Raw genomic sequence first — 24843 nt, forward strand, 5'->3', positions numbered from 1 at the left:
ATTTGGACGGTTTATAACGGCTTCATCGCTTACATTTTGATGGGTTTTTTGTTTGTGGTTGAATGGTTTTATCGAAAAATTTATCGGACTCGCCATGAGCAAACCATTTGAGTTTTTACATCAACAGCTCATACGACCCAACGGGCAAAGCATCGTTTTTTTAGATGATACGCCTGTGAATTGGATTGAGTTTTCTCAAAAAGTTTTTTCGTGGTATCAGACATGGAGTGAGTTACCTCGATTAAATTGGGCTTTGTATTTTGATAAAATTGACGAGTTTGCTGCGGCATTCTTAGGTGCGCTTTACGCTGAGCAAGTCGTGTATATTCCAAATGATAAGCTCCCAGGAACAATGGTGCATTTGTCAAAATGGGTCGGTGGGTTTGTCGGTGATTTCACACCTCATGAACAGCTTTTGAGCTACACTTTTTTGTCCAATACGACCGATGCTAGGCGAAAATCATCACCATCATCTAGTATAAAACTCGATACCCCATTCTATTTTTTGACCTCTGGTTCAACAGGTTTTCCTAAACCCGTTCAAAAACATGTTCGGCAGTTAGATGAAGAATTGGCTTCTTTAAATCTTCTGTTTGAATCCATATTAAAAAATACACAAATCTACGCCACAGTTAGTCATCAGCATTTTTTTGGTTTTATATTTAGGCTCCTCCTACCGCTTGTTAACCTCCGCCCTATTAAAACTGAAACCATTCTTTTTCCAGAAAGTTTACTTTCAACGAAGGCAGCCAATATTACATTGATAAGCTCGCCTGCTTTTTTAAGTCGACTAACACACACAAGCAGTTGGCAATTTTTAAAGTCCCAAATCACCCATGTTTTTTCTGCGGGCGGTCCTTTATTTGATACACATGTTCAGAGTGTGCAAAATATTTGGAAAAGCTGCGTTGTCGAAATTTATGGAAGCACTGAAACGGGTGCTGTTGGATTTAAAAAGAGCCATCCAGAATCAGAAATACAGGACTTTTTCACGCCATTACCTAATGTTCAAATCAAAATGGATGAGGACGGTTTGTTATGTATACAAGCCCCCCATTTAAATCAACCTAAACACTGGTACACCTGTGCTGATAAAGTAGCCGTACAACATGCCCCATTCCCGAGTTTCAAGCTATTAGGTCGAGCGGATCGAGTGATTAAACTAGAAGAAAAAAGAATTTCTCTCACCCACATGGAGCAACAACTGCAAACTATAAGTTGGATAACTTCTGCTAACGTAGCGGTCATAAAAATTCTTCAACGCACGGTTTTAGGTGCAGTCATTGAATTATCGCCTAATGGTTTTCAGTTATACAAAACAAAAAGCCGCAGTGAAATAGTCGACTATTTAAAGTCGTTTTTAAAAACGCATTTCGAAAGTTTAGCTATACCACGACGTTGGCGGTTTGTAGAAAAAATCCCACGTAACGCCCAAGATAAAATAGAGTACCCCACCATTTTATCTATTCTAGAGACGCCCCCAATGGTTAAATATCCAAAAATAATTAATATCACTCATTCAAATTTACACTCGAACCTTGAGCTTGAAATTCCGCAAGAGTTGCAATATTTTAAAGGACACTTTAAAGACGAGCCCATCTTGCCAGGGATTGCCCAGTTGGACTGGGCTGTTGAGTATGCCAAAATTGAATTTGACTTACATCACGCGAATGTTAACGCCATAAAACTACTGAAATTTTCGCAAATAATAAAGCCAAAACAGGTCATCAACTTAATGCTTTCTCATAATCCAACTAAAATGAGTACTAATTTTAGCTATGAATCCAATACGGGCCGACATGCTTCAGGCGTGATTGTTTGGGAGAGTGATAATGTTTAAACCAACAGTCATAATCCCCGTATTCAACCATCCACAACGGATAGATGACGTACTGAGCGAGGTCTTAAGCAACAATGTTTATTGTATTTTGGTCAATGATGGCAGCGACCATGAATGTTCAAACAAACTAAAAAAGTTGGCACGACATTATGGCCCAAGCAAGGTCACCTTATTGTCACATGATTGTAATGAGGGTAAAGGTGCAGCCGTAATGACGGGGATGTCTTACGCATTTAAGGCAAAATTTAGTCATGCACTGCAAATAGACGCGGATGGCCAGCATCACTTGTCTGATTTAGCAAAGTTCTTAGATATTGCGTCTCGCAACCCTGACTCATTGATTTGCGGTTTTCCTCAGTTTGATCATACAGTCCCTAAAGGCAGGCTAATTGCTCGCTATTTAACTCATGTTTGGGTGTGGATCAATACCCTTTCATTTCGAATTAAAGATTCAATGTGTGGGTTTAGAATCTATCCTCTTCAACAAATTACACCGTTATTCCAGCAAAGTAACTTCAATAAGAGAATGAGTTGGGATACAGAAATAGTGGTAAAAGCAGACTGGGCAGGCATTAGAATTATCAATGTTCCCACCAAAGTATGTTACCCACAAAATGGCGTTTCACATTTTCTAGCGTTCAAAGACAATGCGCTCATCAGCTGGATGCATACTCGTTTGTTCTTCGGTATGTTATTGCGCTTTCCCAAATTACTTTATCGCAGTTTTACCGAGAAACCGTTGTACGAGAAATAACCTTATTCTGCGGTCAACAGTTTTTGTTTAGCGACATACTTACCAACAAACGCCGCTAACACACAGGAAAAAGTCACGCCAAGCCCCAAGCTGAGACCTAAAACATGCAGGGCTGGTGTTTGTGAAAAACCAAGCATACCCAAAGATAAAATAGTGCTGATGGTACTTAAGCAAGTTACCATCCACATTTTTTCCTGCTCCTTGACGTGTTCAACAAGAAAAATACCGTAGTCCACTCCCATACCCAAAACAAGCAGCAATGGTAAGACCGTAAATAATTGGACAGAAATGCCCAGCCAACTCAATACAACCAATGTCAAAAGACTAGACAGTGCTGGCGGCAAAAGAATTAACCAAGCGTGACGGTTATATCTTGCTCTGAGTAAAAACCACGTTGCCAAATATGACAATATGAGCAAGGTGATGATTATATTTCGGTATTTTGCGAGTAACTGACTGTATTGAGCCACACTATCAACCCAAATGACACCATCCATTTTTTGAGTCGAATTCTCAATGGTCTTTAGTTGCGAGGCATTAATAGGGCCTAAAATATTCACCACCGAAGCCCAACGACCATCAGTCTGCTCGCCGAGCCACTGAGATTTTAGGATTGCTGCAAAAGGCTGACTCAACGCTTCTGTTGGTGTTATGTAAGTCGACTCTATGGGTTCTTTTGTTAACCCCAATCTATCTTTTATACTTTTAAATTTTTGTATTGCTATGGTCTCATTATCCCGTTGCCTTTGAATGGAAGGAATCCACTCGGAAATTGCACGATAATGGATATTTGGAAATGAACTTAAAGTAGGCTCCAGTACTGAACGCAGCTGCTCTTCTTTTTCTAACAACTGTTGCTCAGACGGTGCCGTAATGAGGAGAAATTGGCTATTTGATTCACGCAAAACTTGTCCAACAAGTCGTTGCTCCTCCAAAAGCCATTGAGGCGAATTCTGTAACTGGCGTAAGTCATCTTTAAAGGTTAAGCGAGACAAACTTATCACAATCAACAAGACGAAACCAAGCCCTGCTAAAACTTTTGCTTTTGTAGAAAAGTGAAAAGCTAAGTGTATATAAACTCGCCATGAGCGGGCAAACAACTTATTTAATTGAGTTGGTTCGCCCATCTGCTTAAACAGCAATGGAAACAATACCCAGACGAATGCAGCGGCTCCAGTAATTCCTGTTGCAGAAAAAACGGCAATTTGTCTTAGCGCAGGAAAGGGGGGGAAACCTAAAAATAAGTACGACAAGATTGTTGTTGAAAACGCAAAAAACATACCTGGAGCAATGTGTTTTTTCACCACCGCCATATGGCTTTGTCGCATGTTTTGACGGGCGGCTAAGAAGTGGAAACCAAAGTCTTCGGCCACCCCAATTAAGCTTGTACCAAACACCAAGGTCAAGATGTGAACTTCTCCAAATACAAATAACGTGACAAAAAAAGCCAGCAGCATTCCATAAGCCAAGCTCAAAGTAACCGCCAATGTCGCTCGTATGCTGCGATATGCCAGCCATAGCAAAATCAAGACCGCTACAGTAGAAATACTTCCGAATAGGCTCACTTCATAGTTTGCTTGTTTTGTGGCTGCAGCAACATGCAATGGAATACCTGCCATATGAACCAAAACATTTGAATTGTCTTGGGCTATTGAGTGTTTAATTTGCTCCAAAATATCCAACAACTGGCTATTGGCATCCAAGCTCAAGCCTTCATCTACAGATTGATAAAACAGTATTTGGTATTTTTTTCCATCAAATTCAGTTTCCCAGTGGCCTGTATCCCCTTGGTAAACCGCGGTTTTTTTTGATTGGTGTAACAGCCACGTTTGGAGATTAGCAAAAGGGTCATCGGCGGAGGACAGGCCAACCGAAAACGGCATCAATGAGTTGCGCTTGACTTCAGCAATCCACTCTTGGTCGCTCTGATTCTGAATTTTTTGTTTTTGCTCATCCGTCAACAATTGGTAAACATGGGGGGAGTAAAAATCAATGATCGATTGAATGACTTCTGGATTTTGAACTTTGCTGGGCTCAATGATATTTTGGTATTGCTCCAAAATTTGCGAAGCCTTATTCAAGGCATTCTCTGCCTGCTCTGGTTTATCTGCACAGAATAATAAAATAATTTGTTTTTCAGAAGTGCGTCTTTGTTGCTGTTGTGCTTTTTCTAATAAAACTTGATCTTGAGGCGATAAACCACTGTAGCCATGAGGCAAAAGTGTCAAAGGATTCTTGCTAATCCAACTTGAAGAAGAGGGCCATTTGAAACCTAAAACCCCCAACATCAACACTGCAGAAAATATTAAGACGATTACTTGCCAAGAATTGTTGTTGTTCGGCTTAATATTCATAAATAATTACAAAAAATAAAACGTGTTAATTTTTAAAAATGATAACTTTAAAAAGTCAGACCATTGGCTGAAATTGCACGGGTGTTAGTAAAAACAATGGTGCTCACGTCTCCATTGGTTTCGTATATAACAGCGCGTTTGACAAATGAATCACCCGAAAGTTGGATATTAGATATTTTTCGAGACATTTGACTATCTTTAGGTGTCAAGTGAAGCACCCAAGACTTGGATTGAATAGAGCCCGTATAACTGAAATACTGCTGCAAATCTGAAAAGTCACCTGACAACAGACTAGACATAACTTTTGTAACATTTTTTAGGCCTTGACCGCTGGCGATTTGATTAACTTGGTTGCCTTGCGTTTCAACGATTCCAGTCTCAGTTATTTTAAGAACCGATTGAAAAGGCGTTAGAGTCCGCCACAGCATTCCTTTTTGACGAGCCAAAATAATATTTCCAGATGATACCGCTGGGGAGCGAAAACCTTTAATTTGTTTCGTCTGTGTAAAATTTGCACTCATGGCTTCTGGCTTGGCAGCAAGATTGGCAATTTTTGAGAGTAATTGGGCGTCTCCTGCAGCTTGAGCAATGGATGCATATCCCCACGCAGCCACCAAAATACTTAACCAGAAAAAAAGTTTTTTCATAATGATATTCTAAAATTTCAGACTCGAATCGTTTTAAGAGCACGCCCTAAGACTTCAGGCGACTGGTAACACATCTGATAAGACTCTAGATTGACCGCAACTTGAATCGTGTAGGCACGGTGAATTAAAACCCCAGACGCACGTTCTCTAATTTCATAATTGATTTTCAAGCGATTTTCCCACTCGGTCACTGCACACGCGATAATCAATTCAATACCGTATCTCGCTGGTCGAATATATTTTAATCTCATATCAACCACAGGCCACGCAAACCCTGATTCTTTCATTTCTGGATAATCGTAGCCAATGGACTTTAACAGTTCACATCGCGCTGTTTCTAAATACTTTACATAGTTCCCATGCCAAACAATATCGAGGGGGTCAAGATCGTGAAACTGTGGTTTCAGAGCCGTTTCGGTATATGCCAAATGCTGATTCAATTGTTTGATTTTCATAGGTCTGCATGCCAAAAAGGGTAGAAATTATACCACTGTAAAGGCGTTTGTTTACAGCGTACCGCAAGCAAATGTGCAAATTTTTGTGCATAAATCCGTAAGGACTCTTCCCGCGAACTTCTAGAGATGCTTATACAAGTTTCAAATAACTCATACTGTATGTGATAACTTTTTTGCTTACGAACACAAGTTACAAAAAAAACTGGAACTTGAAGTAGATGTGACAGAACATACGGGCCAATAGGAAAATAAGCTGTGCGTCCTAAAAAATCTGCGGGCACCATGTGATTCATGTTGCCGCTAGCTGGAATGCGGTCTGCAGCAATAACGACGCCCTCACCTGCTTGAACTTTTTGAGACAAACTGATAGCAAGCGATGTATTTAACTCCGTTACTTGTATTAAGTTAACTTGACATTGTGGGTCTAAACGCCGCAATACCCGATTAAATTTTTCAGCATGTCGAGTGTGAACGAGAATATTCAATGGAATTTTTCGGTACTTCGCCAAAATGCGAGATACCTCCATATTACCTAGATGCGCAGTCAATAATACAAAACCTTGACCCTTGTCGATGCATGCTTGCACAGGTTCTCGCCCTTCAACCTCAATGTTATTGAGTGTAAGGTGCCCTGATGCCGCCAACACTTTATCCAAAAGTGCATCTCCAAATGTCAGAAAATGTTTAAATGACGTCAAAAAATTTGCTTTCAGCGTCGGTACAAAAAGGCTCATTTGATATAAATATTCCATCGAGGCTTGCCGAGCAGACCGTCTCACTAAAAAGAAATAAAGGATAACTGGAAATAACACCAGTCTAAATGGTAGCCTGCCTAACCACCGGTGTGTTTGATACAAGAACCAAATACCAAGATAAGAACCCGACTCTCCAATATGAGCCCAGTTTCGCTTAGAGGTGGTTTCGCTTGGTGTGTATGTCTTCATTTATTGAATCACGATGCTATAGAAAATCCCCGTCATTAACGAGGATTGTTATCTTTCAATATTAAAAAGCCGTTATAACACGGCTTTTTAATATTTAATTTGATGACGCGGCCACAATGACTAAGGCAGGTCGCAAGACACGATCTGCAATTTTGTACCCTTTTTGCAGTACCTCAATGACGGTATTGGCGGGCAACTCCGATGGCGTGGCAGAAATGGCTTGATGCAAATGCGGGTCAAATAACTCACCTTTAGGATCGACGACGACAACTCCGCCTTTTTCTAGAGCGGATGAGAGTTGTTTGAAGGTCAGTTCAACGCCTTCACGTAAGGTGTTTAAATCCCCTGAATTATCGGCCAGTGCTTTTTCAAGGCTCTCTTGTACGGGCAATAAACTGTCCGCAAACTTTTCAATAGCAAATTTGTGCGCCTTACTGACATCATCGCTGGCGCGGCGACGCACATTTTCCATTTCTGCGTGAGTGCGAAGCAATTGGTCTTTTAATTGAGCAACTTGCTCTTCTAATAGGATTAATGGACTTGGTGCGTCTTCTAACGGCTCGTGTTCAGAAGCGTTTAAAGGTTCTGAATCGCTCAAACGTTCGTTATTTTGAGCTTCTGGGTTGTCTTGTTGAGTTGGGTGTTGTTCTGTATCGTACTCAGACATTTTGTACCTTTGATTTTGACAGTGTTAAAGACAATATTAAACATGGAGGCAATAAGAGCCTCTTAAAAAATATATGATTTAAATGGTGATAGAGCCATCTTTTTCAAGATGGCATTTCGAAATTATTACAAGCCCATGACCTCTCGGACATCGCGCATTGTCTCTTGCGCCATTTTGCGCGCATCTTCAGAGCCGTCAGCGATAATGTTGCGCACTAAAGTTGGGTCATCAAGATATTGTTGTGCGCGCTCCAAAATAGGTTGCTGCTCTTTGAGCATGGCATCTATGACGGGCTGTTTGCATTCTAAACAGCCAATTTTTGCATTGCGGCATGAATCTTGTACCCATGAGCAGGTCTCAACGCTACTGTAAATTTGGTGCAAAGACCACACTGGGCATTTCTCTGGGTCACCTGCATCAGTTTTGCGCACTCGAGCTGGGTCTGTGGGCATGGTCCGTACTTTTTTAGTCAAAGACTCAGGATCTTCACGCATGGCGATGGTGTTGCCATAGCTCTTTGACATTTTTTGCCCATCTAAGCCAGGCATGCGCGATTCTTTGGTTAAAAGCGCTTGTGGTTCAACCAAAATAATTTTTCGACTGCCTTCTAAGTAACCGAATAGACGCTCTCTGTCGGCTTGAGCAATATTTTTTGATTCGTCCAATAAGGCATGCGCACGTTCTAACGCTTCGTCTTCACCCTGCTCTTGGTATCGCGTGCGCAACTCGTTGTATTGACGAGCCATTTTACTACCCAGTTTTTTCACGGCCTCTTGAGCCTTGGCTTCAAAATTGGGTTCACGCCCATACAAGTGATTAAAGCGGCGCGCAACTTCACGCGTCATTTCTAAGTGAGGCACTTGGTCTTCACCAACGGGCACATGTTGAGCGCGGTAGATTAAAATGTCTGCGGCTTGGAGCAAGGGGTAGCCTAAAAAACCATAAGTGGATAAGTCTTTTTCTTTCAGCTTTTCAATTTGCTCTTTGTAGGTGGGCACTCGTTCAAGCCAACCCAGCGGCGTAGACATGGCGAGTAAAAGGAACAGCTCAGAATGCTCGGGCACTTGCGATTGAACGAATAACGTGGCTTGAGATGGGTCTACCCCTGCCGCTAACCAGTCAATGACCATTTCGTGCGTACTGGTTTGGATGATGCTTGGATCATCGTAATGTGTGGTCAGTGCGTGTAAATCAGCGACAAAAAACAAACATGGATATTCGCTTTGCAACTGAACCCAGTTTTTCAACACGCCATGATAATGGCCTAAGTGCAAAGCCCCTGTTGGGCGCATGCCAGATAAAACACGTTCTTGAAACATTGTAAACACCTATAAAAAACGACATTAAGCAAGGATGCGAGCCAGCGGAAACACCAATGCACTGATGATTTTAGCCATGATGTTCATAATCGGTGAAATCCAATATTGCCCAATCAAACCGCTACCTGAAATAACTAAAAATAAAATAATAAATGTGCCGTATTGTTCAATCGCAGAGAAAGGGCGTGCCAATGAGTCTGGCAATATTCCTGCCAATATTCGACCACCGTCCAGCGGCAATAATGGAAATAAATTGAACGCGAACATCAACAAATTACTTAAAACACCAGCCCTAGCCACTAAACTAAAAAATTCTTGCGTCGGTAAAAAGGTAGCCGCTAAAAGCGCAAAAACAGCCCAGCCTAAAGCCATGACCGCATTGGCCATTGGTCCCGCCAAGGCAACCATTGCCATGTCTGCTTTGGGGTTACGTAACCGTGATGTAATGACGGGTACAGGTTTAGCGTAGCCGAAAAAGAAATTGCCGTTGGTGAAAATAAACATCGCTAAAGGCATCACGACTGTTCCGATGGGGTCAATGTGAACCATCGGATTAAGAGAGGTTCGCCCCATGCTGTGCGCCGTGTTGTCGCCAAAATAACGAGCAGCGTAAGCGTGAGCGGCCTCATGCAATGTCACTGCAAAGATAATTGGAATAATATAGATGGTTAAATCGCGGATTAATTCCGCCATATCAATATTCATAACAGAGCTTTCAAAAGCTTATAAAGGCTGCATTTTACCGAATTTAGCAACTGAGCGTATGCCAAAAAAGCATTCATGACCACAACGACCAAACAGGCGTCAGTCCAGCGGGCAACGGCGGAACTTTTCCAATATCCATTTTACTTTCATCTTTTGCATGAAAGTCTGAACCCGCCGATGCCAGCAAGCCGTACTGTTGTGCTTTTTCAGCGTAAAAACGATATTGTTTTTTACTGTGGCTGCCCGTCACGACTTCCACCGCCTGACCGCCCGCTTGAATAAATTGTTCAAACAAATCACTCTCGCCGCCCTCTTCCGTATGCGTGTAACGGCCAGGATGCGCTAAAACGGGTATACCACCTGCCCCACGAATCCAAGTCACCGCATCGTCTAAACAGCTCCAACGGTGTTCAACAAAACCAGGCTTACCTGCAACAAGATAATCCATAAAGACGGCGCGGACGTTGAAAGCTTTCTTTTTTTGTACCAAAAAACGGGCGAAATGCGTGCGGCTGAGCAAGTCTAAACGTCCATTCGCATGGGCTAAAGCACCTTCAAAAGCCCCTTGGATACCTACGGCTTCTAATTGCGCACTCATTTCTAAAGCTCGGGCATGACGACTATTCGCCATTTTTTGTAAGCCATTGACCAGCGGTGCGTGGTGTATATCAATGTTTAAACCGACAATGTGTACCGTTAAATCGCGCCATGACACTGAAATTTCAACCCCATTGATGAACTTGATGCCCAATTCATCCGCCCTGCTTCGAGCCTCGGCCAAACCCGCCAACTGGTCGTGGTCGGTGAGAGCAAGCTGCGTCACACCGTTTGAAAAGGCACGAGTCACCAAGGCAGCGGGAGCAAGCCCGCCATCAGACGCGGTTGAGTGACAATGAAAATCAACAGTCAAAATGCGAGTCTTTATAAATGTTTAACAGGAATCAGTGCTTCTTCGAGATATTCTTGCGACTGCATCTCGGTTAAGCGCGACACTGTGCGGGCAAACTCATTCGCCATTTGCCCCTCGGTGTACAACTTTGTGGCTTCGGCTTGCGCACTGATAAACAGCTTGGTTCGGTGGTCGTACATCACATCAATTAACCATGTGAAACGCCGTGCCGTTGCAAACATGGCTGGCGACATGACTGGAATATCTGACACGATGAATGTGTCGAATCGTCCAAGTAACTCCAAATAATCGGTTTGTGAGCGTGCGGTGGCGCATAGTGCATTGAAATCGAACCATGCGACTCGCCCTGCAAATGCAATCGCCTTGATGTCTCGATGACCAATGTGCAGGCTCTCTCCTTCGCTTGCGCCTGCCACACTATGAAACAATTGCTTCAATGCCCGTTCAGCAGTTTCATCATTGGGCGTGTAATAGGTTTGTGCCGAAGTTAAGCTGCGCTTGCGATAATCAACGCCTGTGTCAACGTTGACCACGTCACACATGCGTTTTATTAAATCAATCGCGGGCAAAATGCGGTCGCGATGCAATCCATCTGGATATAAATCATCGGGTTTGTAATTTGACGTCATGATGAAACCCACGCCGTTTTTCACCAATGCCTCAAGCAAACGGTACAAAATCATGGCATCCGCGATGTCCGAGACATGAAACTCATCAAAACAAACCAAGCGGTATTTTTCTGCAACACGTGCCGCCACGGCATCCAGTGGGTCTGACGTGCCTTTAAAAGCCTCAAGCTCACGGTGGACGCTTTGCATGAACTCATGAAAGTGAATGCGGATTTTACGTTTTAATGGCAAATGCTCATAAAACGTATCCATCAAAACGCTTTTACCACGCCCCACGCCGCCCCAAAGATAAACCCCTGTGGGCACTTCTGCTTTGCTAAAAAACTTTTTGAATTTGTTTGAGCGTTTTTCTTTAAATGCAATCCAGTCATCTTCATTGCGCTGCAAACGTTTAGCACACGCTTCTTGTGCGTAATCGGGGCTGTAGCCTTGTTGGGCAAGTACATGCAAATAATGTTCAAAAAAACTGTTCTTTTTCATAGCGGTTGCGCACCTTGTCGTTCAGCCGCGTATGGGTCGACAAATCCTAATCCTTGCACAATCTGCGTCTCCAAATTTTCCATAATTTCCGCTTCCTCATCTTCGATATGGTCAAAGCCTTGGGCGTGCAAAACACCATGCACCACTAAATGTGCGGCATGCTCAATGATGGTTTTGCCCTGCTCTGCCGCTTCACGCTGCAGCACCGCACCGCACAAAATGATATCCGCCTCAATCTGCTCACCTTCATCCGCTGCAATCGCTGCGCGCACTTCTTCAGGTAACTCATTGATGTCGTCATCGTAGGTAAACGTCAATACATTGGTCGGATAGTCTTTGCCTCTAAACTCAGCATTCAGCCGCCGCCCTTCTACTTCATCTACAAAGCGGATGGTCAATGCGGCATCGACTTGCAAAGCCGCTTTGACCCAACGGCGCAACAACGGTCTGGGCAACACATCGCCCCAGTTATGGCTGGTGTCAGCGTATTGCACGGACAAATTAAGTTTAGACATATCATTCACCCTGCTTCTTAACATCGCGCTCAAGTTGAGCTAATTTCTCCAAGCGTGCTTGTTCTTTCGCCGCCGCCTTGGCTTTTGCCTCATAAGCATCGACAATTCGCGCCACTAAAGGATGACGCACCACATCCGCGCTGGTGAACTCTGAAAAAGCAATGCCTTTGACTTTCTGCAACGTTTGTACCGCATCCGCCAAGCCGCTTTTCATCCCGCGTGGCAAATCCAATTGCGAAGGGTCACCCGTCACCACAGCGCGCGCGCCAAAGCCAATGCGCGTTAAAAACATTTTCATTTGTTCAGGCGTGGTGTTTTGCGCCTCATCTAAAATAATAAACGCATGATTCAAGGTGCGTCCGCGCATATAAGCCAGTGGCGCAATTTCAATCATTTGTTTTTCAAAGAGTTTTTGTACTTTATCAAACCCCATCAAATCATACAAAGCATCATACAACGGGCGTAAGTACGGATCGACTTTTTGCGTCAAATCCCCTGGCAAAAAGCCCAAACGCTCACCCGCCTCAACCGCAGGTCGGGTCAGAACAATGCGTTTAACCGTATCGCGCTCCAGCGCGTCAACGGCACACGCAACAGCAAGATACGTCTTGCCCGTACCCGCAGGGCCAACGCCAAAGGTAATGTCGTGCGATAAGATATTCTCAAGATAGGTTTTTTGGCGCGGCGTGCGTGCCTGCAAATCAGGGCGACGTGTTTGTAACACTGGCCCCGCATCATCAAGCGTCGGCAGGTGTTGCGCCAGCGCATGGCTAGGCAATCGAGACTCATCAGCATCAACCACTGCACGCGCTGCATGCAACAATACCCGTGCATCATGACGTTGCTCATCGGTCGTCAAATCGCCCTTACTTTTTTTAATGAAACCCGCTTGCAACGACACAATGCCCAACTGAATGTCATCAATCGACAAATCACGCCGCGCCATATCATAAAAATGCGCCAAGGCTTCTTTGACCTCAGCGGCTCGTGATGCACTTGAAGCGCTGATGTTAAAACGCGAACCTCGACGCACAATGGTCGCATTATAGGCCTGCTCGATTTGGCGCAGATTTTCATCAAGGACACCACACAGCCGTGCTAGGCGCGCATTGTCGGATTTTGGGGCGGTGAATTGGGTTTTATGGGATGGCATATTATTTATCAAGTGTTGAGTATTTTTTTAAAAATAAACGGTACACCCAAGCATCAAATCGTCATTGAAAACAACTGTGCTTCGGGCTGTTTCGCCAGCATCCTTAAATCAAACGCCATGCACACATTGCGCACAAATGGTCGTCCAAGCTCGGTGATGGTCAGGCTGTTGTCGTCTATGTGCAATAGTCCATCGTTTTGCATTTCAGTAAGGCGCGATAAGGTGTCGTTTAAGGCGGTAAATTGCATGGATTCATCACGCCAGCCAGTATGTAGTCGGCACATCAGGTTGAGGATGTGGCGGCGGATGATAAGGTCTTCTTGTGTGAGAAGATGCCCACGCATGAGCGGCCATTCGCCGTTGTTTACGCGCTGGAGATAGGCGTCTAAGTTTTTTTCGTTTTGCGCGAAGCCATACCATGAGTCGCTAATGGCTGAAACACCAAGGCCAATCATGAGCTGTGTCGTGGTTGTGGTGTAGCCCATAAAGTTGCGGTGCAGGGTGTTGTTGTGCATGGCTTGGCATAAGCCGTCGTTGGTTCGGGCAAAATGATCCATGCCAACTTCGATGTAGCCGTTTTGGGCAAATAGGTCTTTACCAAGCTCATATAATTCACGTTTAAGCTCGGCACTGGGTAAATCTTGGTCGTCAAAACCACGTTGCCCGTTGCCTTTAATCCAAGGAACGTGTGCGTAGCTATAAAACGCAAGCCGATCGGGTGCGAGGCCGCATGTTTGTTCTATGGTGTTGCGCACGGAGTCGATTGTTTGAAATGGCAGCCCAAAAATCAGGTCGTGGCTGATTGAGGTGTAGCCAATTTCGCGGGCAGCGATGTGAACTTTTTCTACGTTTTCAAAGGGTTGAATGCGATGAATGGCTTTTTGTACGCGGGCATCGTAGTCTTGCACACCAAAACTGACTCGGCGAAAACCGACATCATAAAGGCTTTGCAAGTGTTCGCGTGTTGTGTTGTTCGGGTGCCCTTCAAAACTGAACTCATGGTCATCCGCAACGCGAACATCTTTAAGCAAGCTGTTCATCATGAGCTGTAAGTTTTCAGGAGAAAAGAATGTGGGCGTGCCGCCGCCGAGGTGAATTTCTTTGATGTTGACCGTCTCGCCCGTATGTTTTTTGAAATGTTCAAGGTACATTTGCCATTCGCGTGCGATTGCTTGAATATAGCCTTCTTCATGGCTATGGTTTTTTGTGATGCGCTTGTGGCATGCACAAAAAGTACACAGGCTTTCGCAAAATGGCAGGTGAATGTATAGGCTTATGCCCTCTTTTACGTTTGATTCAATAAAGGAGCGGGTTAAGCTGTCAAGGTAGAGTTCTGTTGTGAAGTCGTTTTCATTCCAATAGGGAACAGTTGGGTAGCTGGTGTAACGTGGGCCGGGAATATTGTATTTTTGGATAAGTGATGTCATGGATGTTGAGCTGATTTAGCTGATTGAGCTGTTAAGTTTTGTTCATTTTAACAGAACGAGTGCCTGTACAAAATAAAGAACGAGCATATTATCCGATAAGTTTGGCTTGAGGTCGAAAACCTAATTTTAGCCCGCCTTTTCAAAGGAAAAAAATACAAAAAACACAGAGGGCATAGGACCATGAGCCTATGCACGCATCTGTGTTTTTACGATAATTTAATATTGATTACAACGCTTTGAGATAAGACTCTGCGGCTGCAAAACGGAGCAACATGCCCGCGATGACATCCAAAAACCCTAAAATGTGCACAGGTTTTTCTGCGGCAATCCACGCTTGTCCTGTGGCTCCAATTGGAATGTGTACGCCTGCAGGCTCTTCAAACTCTAAGATAACGGTGCGACCAATATCGTTGCTGTTTTTCATGACTTGTTGCGTGACGCTTTGCGGCGTCGACAACAATGAACCTTGGGCTTCTCCTGTTGATTCGGTGACACTTTGTACCCGCGCTCGGAAGATTTTTCCAGGATATGCGTCTACATAAAACTCCGCAAATGCCTGTGGCTTAATGAACGCGTATGATTGGTCGGGTATGCGCATTTCAATGAACTTTTTGTTTGTGAACATCAAAATCGCCGATGGTCGTTGCTCACCAAAGTATTGCCCTTCTGAAGCGTAAATCACATTGACTTGCCCGTCTGTTGGGGCTTGAACCAAGGCATGGTCGATTTTCCACTGTAAATCAGAAATATCTTGAGTGGCTTTGATGACTAATTCTCGTTGATTGGTCACTTCGATTTGTTTGTTGTCATATTCTGCTTGTGACACCACGTCGTTGCGCAAAGGCTCTAAACGTTTTAAATCGTTTCTAAGTTTGTCCAATTGAGCTTTCAGCCGTGACAGTTCTGCTTGTTTGGCGGTCAAGGCGATTTCATAGCGATCGGTTTTGAAGCTATAAATAGAATCACCTGCTTTAACTTTTTGGTTGTGGGTCACGAAAATTTTGTCAATCTCGCCTCCCGCAGGTGAGTTGAGGACGATATGCGGCGCTTTTACTGTTGAGGAGCCTGTTAAGTCCAATACAGCGTAAAAGCGTGTAAACGTAAATAACATGAACAGCAAAAGCACCCCGCCAAGCCCCATGGCAATAAAATTGCCGAGCGAACGCTTAACAACGCCAAATCTGAGCAGCAGCCAACAAATTAAAATATAAGGAACTAAAACAATTTTCATGATGCTTCACCTTCTGGGCTGGCAGTTTGTGGGGATTGGGGGGCGTTAGATGCCGCGTTTTCTTGGGCTGCAATGGGCTCAATTTCACGAGAACGGCGAAGCACATTAACAAAAAATTCTTCGACGCTGTTCCAGTTGGTATAAGCAATAAACAAGGCCACAGCCCACACCCAATGCTCAAATAGCCCAAGTATGGTTAATGCACTGACCAATTCAGCTTGAATCATTTTTTTATGTTCGGCTTTGTGCTTGGGAATCTCATGCAAACGCCATAAATACATCAGTGCAAAAATTGCGACAAGCAAAAGCAACGGCAATAACAAATATAAAATCCAATCGGCATCCAAGATGGCTCGATACAAGCCGTCTGGCTCGTGTATGAAAAAGCCAGCGGGCTTTTCTTCGTTATAGACATGAAATAGCATTATAAATTTCCTCCAATTGCTTTGAAAAAATGACTGCGTGACAGCCATTGGGCTTGTTTCGCATCACTCAGCGTCAACTTCGCTTGTAAAACTTTGAGTTGTTCGGCGAGGACTTCGTACTGGCTGCTTCGACCCGCATCACGGCTTTTTTGTGTTAATTGGAGTGCCCTTTCTCTTGAAGCCAGCTCCTTTTCAACCATGAGCACATAACGATCGCTGCTGGTCTGAGCCAAGACGGCTTCTTGTAAATCTCGATAAGCCTGCAATACCGCTTGGTGGTACTGTGCTTTGGCATAATCACGGCGTGCGAGACTTGCATCTACTTTGGAGGCATTCAAACCACCATCAAACAATGGTGCAGCTGCATTTAAACCCGTATCTAACCACAGGGGGACGCCCGCTATGGCGGCACTGCTCGATGCGAGCAAGCCACCCAAGATGGATAAATTCAAGCGCGGATAACGTTCCAAGCGAGAGACATTGACATCGGCGTACGCCGCCTTAAGCGCCCATTCTGCTGCGGCCACGTCTGGTCGTCGCAACAGAAGTTGAGTATCAAGTACTTTAGGTGTGGCGGGAACTTTAATCGCGGCTGTCTTTTTCGGCAGTGCTTGCTCTATGTCTCGCGGTGGACGACCTGCTAAAACCTGAAGGGCCAACTCCGCTCGCCCTACTGCTTCAACCAGCAAAGGCAACTTGGATTCTACAGAATCTAATTCGGCTAAACTTTGGCTATAACTTAACTCCGTACCCAGCCCCGCTTTCCATCTGCGACGCTCCAAATCAGTGATTTTTTTGAGTTGCTCTACGGCGTCACGGGTGATGGCAAGTTTGCTTTGCAATGTTCGCCACTGAAAATATGTATCGGCCACCAATCCAGAAATAGACAACGCCGTGGCATCTTGCATTAATTCAGAACTGCTCCAACGCGCTTTGGCGCCTTCATTGAGTTGTTTGACGCGCCCCCATACATCCAGCTCCCAGTTCAACGCCAAACCAACTGATGCACTGCGTGTGAGGCGATTAAGCTCGTCAACTGAAGTGTTCGTTCCAACTTTATAGCGCGAACCTGAAAGCCCGCCGACGACGTCAACCCTAGGTGTAATCAACGATTGAGTACTCGCCAAACCAGCCCGTGCCTCCTCCATACGTGCGTAGGCTTTAACTAAATCCCAGTTGTGTGCCAATGCTTCTTGCTCCCAGCCATTGAGAACAGGGTCACCAAAAGACGCCCACCATGATGTGGAGGAAATACTTTGCTTAACCCCCTCTGGAACAGACGGTAGCTCTAAATCAGGGGCTTTGTAGTCTTCTGACAAGTGGCTACAGCCTAATAAAAATAGGCTAGAGCTTCCAAGCAGTGCCAGACCAATCATCTTGGGTTTGAATTTCATACGTTCCTACATGGTTAAATGTGCTGTTCATATAAGCAAAAAATATACCCCTCACTTAGCACGTATATCGATTTTAATCTTTGTCTTTTTTGTCTTTGAGTTAAGGCAAACGATGTTAAATGAATGAGCAAAAATCAAAATGCAAAATAAAGTATATAAAGATAAAAATAGATTGATATGATACTAAAAATCCAACCTCAATATTCGTACAAGTTCTATATTTTTTCCACGGTGAAAGCACGTGAAAGCATGTTCGTCTTTGATTGAAAAACTAAAAAGCACGTTTAATCACGTGCTTTTTAAGTTAAAACTTATAGAAGTTAATACTTGAACCGTTTAAGCGGCAATGAAACCCATAAGGGGCTAATTGCGCGTAGCTCATGGCGTGCCAATGAATAAATACACACGCGGACTATTATTTGTCGCCTTAGACACGCCCACATACAATGGTCCAACAGGCGTTTCACCACCAAGATAGATGCTGCCAGATTTAATCCAGCCTTGGCCTTGGGTTTCACTATAGCGGGTTCTCATTTTACCTATCTCCGTTGATAGTCCTAGACGCAAATCTCCTCGTATACCCAACGGCATTTTGCTCAAGACACGCTCAACCCTTAAGCCTGCATATTGAAGATTATCTCCAATGACCTGCTGATTACTAAGACCTGCCAAGTTATTGGCCCCACCTAAAAATGCCGCATCACTAAGAGGCAACTGACCTTTGGGTGAACCTGTATAAGCCAATTTGCCAGTGAAAACAAAGTCTTTAATGCTATAAGCGCCTTGAAGTTCAGCGGACACTTTACTGTAATCATTCATATCAAAATAACTGGCACGAGCAAGCCAACCTTTTGTGGGGAAATACAGTTGATTCATTCGATCAAAATCAGCGGACACATACCAACCGTGCGCTGATTGAGCGGTACTACTTGTCTGTAAGCTCTCCGAGCCAATGTCTAAACTGGCATGAGGACGGCGTTGAACCACACCCAGTTTCATGACACCATAGCGGTTAAAGTTAAAACCGAGTGCGGCACTTGCTTCTGTGAGGTTCGTGTTGTAAGAAGATTGGGCTCGGCCATTTTGGTAGACATTCACTTTTTGGTCGCTGTACCCCACAGAAACATCCGTAAATAGTCTACGGCGAGAGTCAATCGGTTGATACCAGTTTACAACTGCACGGTTGGTATTGCCTAATTGCCCACTAAATAACAACTCGCCACCTAAGCGATTGATTTCGGTCATTTGATAACCTAAACGTAAATTATATGCCGCTGTTTCTCGCGTTCCCCAAGAAAAGTTCAGCCCTGCCCTTGCATAATTTGGTCCCCAAGGTTTTTTTGTTGGCAATACACGTAAGGTCGTTTTATCATGGTCTGACAGTAACTGATAATCCATATTCGAATAGCGACCATCACCATAGGCATATAACAGGTCATTTTTTAATTGAGTCGTGTTTAAAGGCTCATTGGGTTTTTGCTTAATCTGTTGAGTAAGGTTAATACTGTCTTGCGCATTACCTTCAACCACTTCGACTTTATCAATAATTGGACTCGGTCTTGGTTTGTTCTGTACCTCAGCTCGCCAACCACTGTATTGTGTTGCTGTCAGTGACAGTTTTTTTAATTGAGCTTCGGCTTGATTGGCAGCAGCATAGCCACGCTTGATTGTTTCTTGGTTGCGTTCAAAATCAGCCGCCGTAATGCCGTCTAAATCTGGTTGAATATAAACGTCTTGCTGACGATTTAACATGGCCAAAGATTGTGTAACGTTTTGCTCGGTCAATAAATTCAATGTTTGAGCGGTCACCGACAACGGTGAAGACTCAATTTCCTCTTCTTTAAGCAACGGTGAACCCACATTCACCGCGATGACGACATCAGGGTGGCACATCTCTTTGACTTCTCGAATCGGCACGTTGTCAACCAAACCGCCATCCACCAAGGTTCGCCCATTATACTTAACAGGCGCAATTAAGCCGGGGACAGACATGGTGGCGCGCATAACCGTTGCTAAGTCACCATTGCGATACGCAACCCGTTGACCTGTGACGATATCCGTTGCAATAAGAGACAAAGGCAGTTTTTGATTCTCAATCATTTGAGGCGCTTTATCCGCTTCTACCAATTGATTAATAAAAAACTTAATTTTTTGTCCACCCAAAACAGCCGATGGAAACTTCAAATGTCCATTTTTGATGCCCGCTTCACTTGCGGGGATATACGTTTGAGAAATATTTTTGTTACGCGGTGTCAACTCGGCATAATTCGGTGAATCATTAAACATATCCCGCCAATCTGCGTCAGCTAAGGCTTGGCTCATTTGCTCAGATGACATGCCCGTGCTAAAAGCCCCAGCCACCAAGCCCCCCATGCTTGTTCCCGAAATACAATCAACGGGGATGCGTAACTCTTCAAGTTTTTTAATGACGCCCACATGAGCCGCGCCTCGAGCACCGCCGCCGCCCAACACCAAACCAACTTTTAACCGTTTAGCATCATCCGCATGCGCAGCTTGTGTGTACGTTGATAATAAAGCCAATGCCAACGCGCTTAAGTGAGGCCAAACTCGACGCTTATTCAATAAACTCATTCTAAATCCATTAAGAAACATGCTTCACAATTCAAACAAATTGCAAAATATAATATTTAATATAAAAGCATAAAGATACAGATAAAAACATTTTAAATGTTATATAAATTGCTTTTTTGTTTTCTTTGATTTGCTTTTGTATTGTTACGTAAACGAGCGCAAGCAACCGCCCTGCTGCAGGCGGTCAGTGTGTTTAATTTTTGATTGTGTACTGAGTTGGCTTATTGGCTTAAAGAAAGTACTTTAAAACAAGTACTTATAACCATCAAAGCCTAGCTGTAGCCCACCATTTTTGAAGTGGAGACAGGCTGACAACGCCCTCCCAAACTTCAGCTGGATGAGCATTTATTTCATCTAATAGACGTTTACGTAACTCAACAAGCACATGTAGGCTATGCACCGTTTTTTGTTGCTCACGATTCAAAGAACGATATGCTTGTTCGTATTCGGACAAAGACGAACGACCTTGTTGGAGCAATCGTTTCATTAAATCTGCCCCATGAAAAGAACGCTCAGCAATTGGCGCATCTTTTTTTAATAATAAATGAGCTGGTAAGTTTAACTCTTTTAACCAAACCATGGGCAACCATAAACGCGATGGCGTCAACTCATGCCCAATGTGACGGGTATGGTCGACCCACCAAATGACTCGACCCGCAGCTTGAGCATAATTATTTAACTCAAGGCTGTCTGAGCCATATGTCAAACCAAGCCAAGCTTGGCTAAATGAGCCCGCAATGGCGTCAATAGTTGGCTCAAGCTGCGCAAGTGTATCCACGCGCGTCAGGTGATGCCAATGCATGTGTCCATGCAATAGACCTTGCAATTGCTTGAAAAATTGAGTGGGGCTTTTATCTTCTGCGGAAAAAAAAGGTTTCAACTCAATTAAAGCAGGATGGTTAATCTCGCCAGCGAGCGTTTTCTCCAATTCATGATGCCACCAGTTTAATGTGGTCACCGCTTGATGTTGGTCAACATATTCAGAGGCTTCACGCCATTTTTTATGCAGCGTATACAATGCCCGTAGCGGCACTTGCTGCTTGCGGGGTGCTGAACGCAGCGCAAAGAAAAGACTGCTGGCGGGTTGAGGCGCGTTGAGTTGCTCGATGAAATGGCTCATGTGATGACTATGCTTACGGAGAAACCTTTAAAAGTTGAGTGCCCACCTCAACATTTTGGCTTTTAAACCAATTTTGATTCATTTCAACAGCGTACTTGACCGCTGAACGGGCGCAATGAACAACTTCAGTTTGCGGCTGCATGTCTTCAGTTTGCACCAATACACCATTGACATCTAAAAATCCCACGGTCAATGGAATCAAAGTATTTTTCATCCAAAAGCAATAGGGTTTTTCTTCATCAAAGACAAATAACATGCCCGCGTTGTCCGCCATGCTTGGACGGTTCATCAAGCCGACCTGTCGCTTCGCATCGTCATCAGCCACTTCCAGCTTAATATTTTTGAGCTGATTCAAGGCAACAAAACGGGTTTCTGACAAGCTCTGCTTCTCATTTTGAACCGTGTTTTGGCATGCCTGTAACAAAGAAACAGACAAAAACAAAGTAAAAGCGAAAGAACCATTTAACTTTAACTTCATATCACAACCCATTGTAAATTATGATGATTTTTTTCTGATGGCGTTTGCTGAGTTGCGGCGATCGCGACTTGCTTGACTGGCTGCGCCAACTCGCGCACTGCGAATATTGGTCGGCATGCTACCTGATTTTTTACTGACAAAATTAGGTTGATATGAGCCACGGCGGTGATTGACGGGTGCAGAACGCGCGGGTGATGGTGGGGCTGGTGTGGCATCGACCACGCGCACATCGCCTAACATTAACAGTCCATCATCAAATAAACTATAACCTGCTACATGCGTGCGAATTAAGCGCAACGTGGGTAAACCAACTGCGGCGGTCATGCGACGCACTTGACGATTTTTACCCTCAGTTAAGGTGATTTGCAACCAGTGTGTAGGGATGCTCGCGCGGTAACGAATGGGGGGATGACGTTCCCACAACCACGATGGCTCATCAATAATTTCAGCTTGGCAGGGTAAAGTCGTTTCATCACCTAACAACACACCCGCACGCAATTTTTTTAGACTGGCATCAGAAGGCGTGCCCTCCACTTGTACCACGTATGTTTTGGGCTTTTTATGCATTGGATGGCTAATTTGATTTTGCAATCGACCATCATCTGTTAAGACCAACAAGCCTTCTGAGTCCGTATCCAATCGACCTGCTGGGTACACGTTTGGCACTTTAACAAACTCTTTGAGTGTTGTATGACCGTCTTGGGCTGTGAACTGGCAAATAACGCCAAATGGTTTATTCAATAGCAATAGCATGGAGAAATCCTTTATCTAAGGCTGAATGATACCAAGTTCTGTGCCTTCGGTGAGGTCTTTGTGAGCGCTCTACCCTTAATTTTGACGAAGACCAACACAAAAATATTCAAAGCCTTTTTGCACAGCTTACTTTTTGCGTTGAACCACACCAAAATTAAAATTACTCAAAGTGCTGGAAGCGTATCTGACTTGAGGATTTTGTGTTGTCAACTCGTAGTCTCCAGGCAACGTTTGCTCATCTAATTTAATTGAAAAATAGCGGCCTTGTGACTCGAGGTCACTGATGTGAAATAGCCCATTTGCATCAGTCTCGACAAATAAACCGTCTTGAGTCACGAGACGAACCCCTGGCATTCCCGCTTCGCCTTTATTTCGAACACCATCTCGGTTCTCATCTTCAAAAACTGAGCCAATGACCCCAGCAGACATTGTGAAATCTTGTTGAGCATGTGAGGTCAGCGATAGGCAGGTTGAAAGCAAAATCAAGCCATTACGTATTATTTTCATGATTCACGTCCTTATAAAGTATAAGCTGGTGTTTTCAGCAAACAAAAAAATCATTTATTTTTGTGATAATGTATAACTCAATTATGCCATGAGACGACTGATGCCACATACGCAAACGTCATCTTATTTGCAAGACGACCACTGGTATCTATAAAGCGCCACTAAAAAATGTGGTTTCATATGTTTTTAATGTATTATCTCTGCTAAGTGTCAGTATGAATCTGTACGCGTTTTTGTTTCTATTTTTTGCTTATTAATTAATGTCTATTAAGTTTTGATATGCAAAAATAGAGTTTAAATACTGTTTTTATAAGGAAATAATGATGGAATTTCGCTCAGGCAACCCAATGCTAAGTGACAAGACTTTCGAGCCAAGTATTGGTACACAGGCAGACCGCATGACTCTTGATGGCACGGTCAATAAAACAGGTATTTTGTTGTTAATAGTGGCATTGACTTCTGCGTGGCCTTGGTCAATGGTCATGCAGAATCCTGACAATGCGGGCATGGCAAACATGTTGTCAATCGCGGGCGCAATTATTGGGCTTGTTTTAGCATTGGTCATTAGTTTTAAACCCCACACCGCGCCTTACTTAGCACCCATTTATGCTGCTGCAGAAGGTTTGTTTTTAGGTGCCATTTCTGCTTTTTTTGAATTGCGCTATCCTGGCATTGCACTACAAGCCGTTGCCTTAACATTAGGCACAATGGCAACTTTACTTTTAGCTTATAAATCGGGGTTAATTCGCGCCACCGAAAACTTCAAGTTAATGGTTATTTCGGCAACAGGTGCCATTTGCTTATTGTATTTGGTAAGTTTCATCATGTCGTTTTTTGGTACAAGCATTCCATTCATACATCAAGGTGGGGTGATTGGCATTGGCTTTAGTCTTTTAGTGGTCAGCGTTGCGGCATTGAATTTGGTGTTGGATTTTGATTTTATTGAAAATGGCGTTAATTCAGGCGCTCCAAAACACATGGAGTGGTACGGCGCATTTAGCTTAACCGTCACTTTGGTTTGGTTATACATTGAATTCTTGCGCTTATTGTCAAAATTGCGTGATTAAAAATCGTCGACAAATTTTAAAACGCATGACAATGTCATGCGTTTTTTTTATGCCCGATAAAGCCTAGATACCATAAGGTTTAAGGTTTGTAATCTGATCTGCCCTCGAATTGACGGACACCTTTTAACGTAAAAAGAGAGGTGTCAAATGCAACGCAATCGTTACGATGACTCATTCAAAGCTGAGGCAGTGAGTTTAGCATTATCAGGCGAGCTGAGTTACGCGGAAGTGGCTCGAGATTTGGGTATAAACTACGGTACATTAACGAACTGGATTTATGAAACCATGAAGAATCCTAAAGCTGCCTCAACCAAAGGCCAAAGCCCAAGTCGCCAAGACTATCAAACATTAGAGCGTCAACTCAAAGCCGCTCATAAAGAGCTTGATTTGCGCAAGCGGGAGATTGAATTCCTAAAAAAGGCAAGCGCGTACTTTGCGAGCCTGAAACCGTAAAGTACGCAATGATTGGTCAGGACG

Annotated in this window: 24 protein-coding genes; 4 read left to right on the forward strand and 20 right to left on the reverse strand. The window is 43.9% G+C overall.

All coding sequences use genetic code 11. The annotated features are described in order from the left end of the window. The first annotated feature begins 52 nt into the window (after positions 1–52). Positions 53–1840, forward strand: coding sequence for an ApeI family dehydratase (locus DFR44_RS08000; RefSeq protein ID WP_133620857.1), 1788 nt, complete (start codon positions 53–55; stop codon positions 1838–1840). Next, positions 1833–2594: a glycosyltransferase family 2 protein gene (locus DFR44_RS08005; protein ID WP_133620859.1), complete on the forward strand. Its 762-nt coding sequence runs from the start codon at positions 1833–1835 to the stop codon at positions 2592–2594. Before DFR44_RS08000 ends, DFR44_RS08005 begins: the two co-directional genes overlap by 8 nt. 2 nt (positions 2595–2596) lie before the next feature. Here DFR44_RS08005 and DFR44_RS08010 read toward each other — a convergent pair whose 3' ends face one another. From DFR44_RS08010 to DFR44_RS08105, 20 genes are all read right to left on the reverse strand, one after another. After that, complete coding sequence (locus tag DFR44_RS08010; RefSeq protein WP_133620861.1) at positions 2597–4948, reverse strand: MMPL family transporter; 2352 nt, start codon at positions 4946–4948, stop codon at positions 2597–2599. A gap of 47 nt (positions 4949–4995) precedes the next feature. Beyond that, complete coding sequence (locus tag DFR44_RS08015) at positions 4996–5595, reverse strand: LolA family protein (protein WP_133620863.1); 600 nt, start codon at positions 5593–5595, stop codon at positions 4996–4998. Between the two features lie 17 nt (positions 5596–5612). Then, entirely contained in the window at positions 5613–6050 is a 438-nt protein-coding gene (locus tag DFR44_RS08020) for an acyl-CoA thioesterase (RefSeq protein WP_133620865.1), read from the reverse strand. Continuing rightward, positions 6047–6802, reverse strand: a complete 756-nt coding sequence (locus DFR44_RS08025; protein WP_162845209.1) for a lysophospholipid acyltransferase family protein — start codon at positions 6800–6802, stop codon at positions 6047–6049. The genes DFR44_RS08020 and DFR44_RS08025 overlap by 4 nt, the downstream gene beginning before the upstream one ends. A 286-nt stretch (positions 6803–7088) precedes the next feature. Continuing rightward, positions 7089–7661 (reverse strand): nucleotide exchange factor GrpE, encoded by a 573-nt coding sequence (gene grpE, locus DFR44_RS08030; protein WP_133620869.1) that lies wholly within the window; start codon positions 7659–7661, stop codon positions 7089–7091. A 125-nt stretch (positions 7662–7786) separates the two neighbouring features. Continuing rightward, positions 7787–8980: a tryptophan--tRNA ligase gene (locus tag DFR44_RS08035; protein ID WP_133620871.1), complete on the reverse strand. Its 1194-nt coding sequence runs from the start codon at positions 8978–8980 to the stop codon at positions 7787–7789. A gap of 24 nt (positions 8981–9004) precedes the next feature. Then, a complete protein-coding gene (locus DFR44_RS08040) occupies positions 9005–9685 on the reverse strand; it encodes a site-2 protease family protein (protein ID WP_246012087.1) in 681 nt (226 codons plus the stop codon). A 73-nt stretch (positions 9686–9758) separates the two neighbouring features. Further along, the gene (locus DFR44_RS08045; RefSeq protein ID WP_133620873.1) at positions 9759–10595 is read right to left on the reverse strand and encodes a PHP domain-containing protein; all 837 of its coding nucleotides are present in this window, start codon (positions 10593–10595) and stop codon (positions 9759–9761) included. Positions 10596–10606: 11 nt separating this feature from the next. Beyond that, the gene (zapE, locus tag DFR44_RS08050; RefSeq protein WP_133620875.1) at positions 10607–11704 is read right to left on the reverse strand and encodes a cell division protein ZapE; all 1098 of its coding nucleotides are present in this window, start codon (positions 11702–11704) and stop codon (positions 10607–10609) included. Beyond that, positions 11701–12219: an rRNA maturation RNase YbeY gene (gene ybeY, locus DFR44_RS08055; RefSeq protein ID WP_246012088.1), complete on the reverse strand. Its 519-nt coding sequence runs from the start codon at positions 12217–12219 to the stop codon at positions 11701–11703. Before ybeY ends, zapE begins: the two co-directional genes overlap by 4 nt. A gap of 1 nt (position 12220) precedes the next feature. Then, positions 12221–13372 carry a PhoH family protein gene (locus tag DFR44_RS08060; RefSeq protein WP_133620879.1) on the reverse strand — a complete coding sequence of 384 codons (1152 nt, stop codon included), beginning with the start codon at positions 13370–13372 and terminating at the stop codon, positions 12221–12223. Positions 13373–13425: 53 nt separating this feature from the next. Then, positions 13426–14799: an oxygen-independent coproporphyrinogen III oxidase gene (hemN, locus tag DFR44_RS08065; protein WP_133620881.1), complete on the reverse strand. Its 1374-nt coding sequence runs from the start codon at positions 14797–14799 to the stop codon at positions 13426–13428. Between the two features lie 226 nt (positions 14800–15025). Continuing rightward, positions 15026–16030, reverse strand: a complete 1005-nt coding sequence (locus DFR44_RS08070; protein ID WP_133620883.1) for an HlyD family secretion protein — start codon at positions 16028–16030, stop codon at positions 15026–15028. After that, positions 16027–16455, reverse strand: a complete 429-nt coding sequence (locus tag DFR44_RS08075) for a hypothetical protein (RefSeq protein ID WP_133620885.1) — start codon at positions 16453–16455, stop codon at positions 16027–16029. The genes DFR44_RS08070 and DFR44_RS08075 overlap by 4 nt, the downstream gene beginning before the upstream one ends. Then, on the reverse strand, positions 16455–17849 hold the full coding sequence (locus DFR44_RS08080; RefSeq protein ID WP_133620887.1) for an efflux transporter outer membrane subunit: 1395 nt from the start codon (positions 17847–17849) through the stop codon (positions 16455–16457). Before DFR44_RS08080 ends, DFR44_RS08075 begins: the two co-directional genes overlap by 1 nt. A 378-nt stretch (positions 17850–18227) precedes the next feature. Next, complete coding sequence (locus DFR44_RS08085) at positions 18228–20441, reverse strand: patatin-like phospholipase family protein (protein ID WP_162845210.1); 2214 nt, start codon at positions 20439–20441, stop codon at positions 18228–18230. Positions 20442–20706: 265 nt separating this feature from the next. Further along, a complete protein-coding gene (locus DFR44_RS08090; protein ID WP_133620891.1) occupies positions 20707–21561 on the reverse strand; it encodes a squalene/phytoene synthase family protein in 855 nt (284 codons plus the stop codon). A 13-nt stretch (positions 21562–21574) separates the two neighbouring features. Beyond that, positions 21575–22039 (reverse strand): DUF192 domain-containing protein, encoded by a 465-nt coding sequence (locus DFR44_RS08095; RefSeq protein WP_162845211.1) that lies wholly within the window; start codon positions 22037–22039, stop codon positions 21575–21577. 18 nt (positions 22040–22057) lie between these two features. Beyond that, on the reverse strand, positions 22058–22792 hold the full coding sequence (locus DFR44_RS08100) for a pseudouridine synthase (protein ID WP_133620895.1): 735 nt from the start codon (positions 22790–22792) through the stop codon (positions 22058–22060). Positions 22793–22918: 126 nt separating this feature from the next. Then, positions 22919–23299 carry an SdrD B-like domain-containing protein gene (locus DFR44_RS08105; RefSeq protein ID WP_133620897.1) on the reverse strand — a complete coding sequence of 127 codons (381 nt, stop codon included), beginning with the start codon at positions 23297–23299 and terminating at the stop codon, positions 22919–22921. Between the two features lie 320 nt (positions 23300–23619). Between DFR44_RS08105 and DFR44_RS08110 the strand changes: the two genes are divergently transcribed. Together DFR44_RS08110 and DFR44_RS08115 are read left to right on the forward strand one after the other, a co-directional pair. Beyond that, entirely contained in the window at positions 23620–24366 is a 747-nt protein-coding gene (locus tag DFR44_RS08110) for a Bax inhibitor-1/YccA family protein (RefSeq protein WP_211336921.1), read from the forward strand. 147 nt (positions 24367–24513) lie between these two features. Then, complete coding sequence (locus tag DFR44_RS08115) at positions 24514–24819, forward strand: transposase (RefSeq protein WP_133620012.1); 306 nt, start codon at positions 24514–24516, stop codon at positions 24817–24819. Positions 24820–24843 lie beyond the last annotated feature (24 nt).

Source organism: Hydromonas duriensis, from assembly GCF_004363775.1.
Taxonomy (GTDB): domain Bacteria; phylum Pseudomonadota; class Gammaproteobacteria; order Burkholderiales; family Burkholderiaceae; genus Hydromonas; species Hydromonas duriensis.

Coding starts and splice junctions, on each gene's coding strand:
- DFR44_RS08005 (WP_133620859.1), top strand. CDS start 1,833: ATGTTTAAACCAACAGTCATAATCCCCGTATTCAACCATCCACAACGG.
- DFR44_RS08010 (WP_133620861.1), bottom strand. CDS start 4,948: ATGAATATTAAGCCGAACAACAACAATTCTTGGCAAGTAATCGTCTTA.
- DFR44_RS08015 (WP_133620863.1), bottom strand. CDS start 5,595: ATGAAAAAACTTTTTTTCTGGTTAAGTATTTTGGTGGCTGCGTGGGGA.
- DFR44_RS08020 (WP_133620865.1), bottom strand. CDS start 6,050: ATGAAAATCAAACAATTGAATCAGCATTTGGCATATACCGAAACGGCT.
- DFR44_RS08025 (WP_162845209.1), bottom strand. CDS start 6,802: ATGGAATATTTATATCAAATGAGCCTTTTTGTACCGACGCTGAAAGCA.
- grpE (WP_133620869.1), bottom strand. CDS start 7,661: ATGTCTGAGTACGATACAGAACAACACCCAACTCAACAAGACAACCCA.
- DFR44_RS08035 (WP_133620871.1), bottom strand. CDS start 8,980: ATGTTTCAAGAACGTGTTTTATCTGGCATGCGCCCAACAGGGGCTTTG.
- DFR44_RS08040 (WP_246012087.1), bottom strand. CDS start 9,685: ATGAATATTGATATGGCGGAATTAATCCGCGATTTAACCATCTATATT.
- zapE (WP_133620875.1), bottom strand. CDS start 11,704: ATGAAAAAGAACAGTTTTTTTGAACATTATTTGCATGTACTTGCCCAA.
- ybeY (WP_246012088.1), bottom strand. CDS start 12,219: ATGTCTAAACTTAATTTGTCCGTGCAATACGCTGACACCAGCCATAAC.
- DFR44_RS08060 (WP_133620879.1), bottom strand. CDS start 13,372: ATGCCATCCCATAAAACCCAATTCACCGCCCCAAAATCCGACAATGCG.
- hemN (WP_133620881.1), bottom strand. CDS start 14,799: ATGACATCACTTATCCAAAAATACAATATTCCCGGCCCACGTTACACC.
- DFR44_RS08070 (WP_133620883.1), bottom strand. CDS start 16,030: ATGAAAATTGTTTTAGTTCCTTATATTTTAATTTGTTGGCTGCTGCTC.
- DFR44_RS08075 (WP_133620885.1), bottom strand. CDS start 16,455: ATGCTATTTCATGTCTATAACGAAGAAAAGCCCGCTGGCTTTTTCATA.
- DFR44_RS08080 (WP_133620887.1), bottom strand. CDS start 17,849: ATGAAATTCAAACCCAAGATGATTGGTCTGGCACTGCTTGGAAGCTCT.
- DFR44_RS08085 (WP_162845210.1), bottom strand. CDS start 20,441: ATGAGTTTATTGAATAAGCGTCGAGTTTGGCCTCACTTAAGCGCGTTG.
- DFR44_RS08090 (WP_133620891.1), bottom strand. CDS start 21,561: ATGAGCCATTTCATCGAGCAACTCAACGCGCCTCAACCCGCCAGCAGT.
- DFR44_RS08095 (WP_162845211.1), bottom strand. CDS start 22,039: ATGAAGTTAAAGTTAAATGGTTCTTTCGCTTTTACTTTGTTTTTGTCT.
- DFR44_RS08100 (WP_133620895.1), bottom strand. CDS start 22,792: ATGCTATTGCTATTGAATAAACCATTTGGCGTTATTTGCCAGTTCACA.
- DFR44_RS08105 (WP_133620897.1), bottom strand. CDS start 23,299: ATGAAAATAATACGTAATGGCTTGATTTTGCTTTCAACCTGCCTATCG.
- DFR44_RS08110 (WP_211336921.1), top strand. CDS start 23,620: ATGATGGAATTTCGCTCAGGCAACCCAATGCTAAGTGACAAGACTTTC.
- DFR44_RS08115 (WP_133620012.1), top strand. CDS start 24,514: ATGCAACGCAATCGTTACGATGACTCATTCAAAGCTGAGGCAGTGAGT.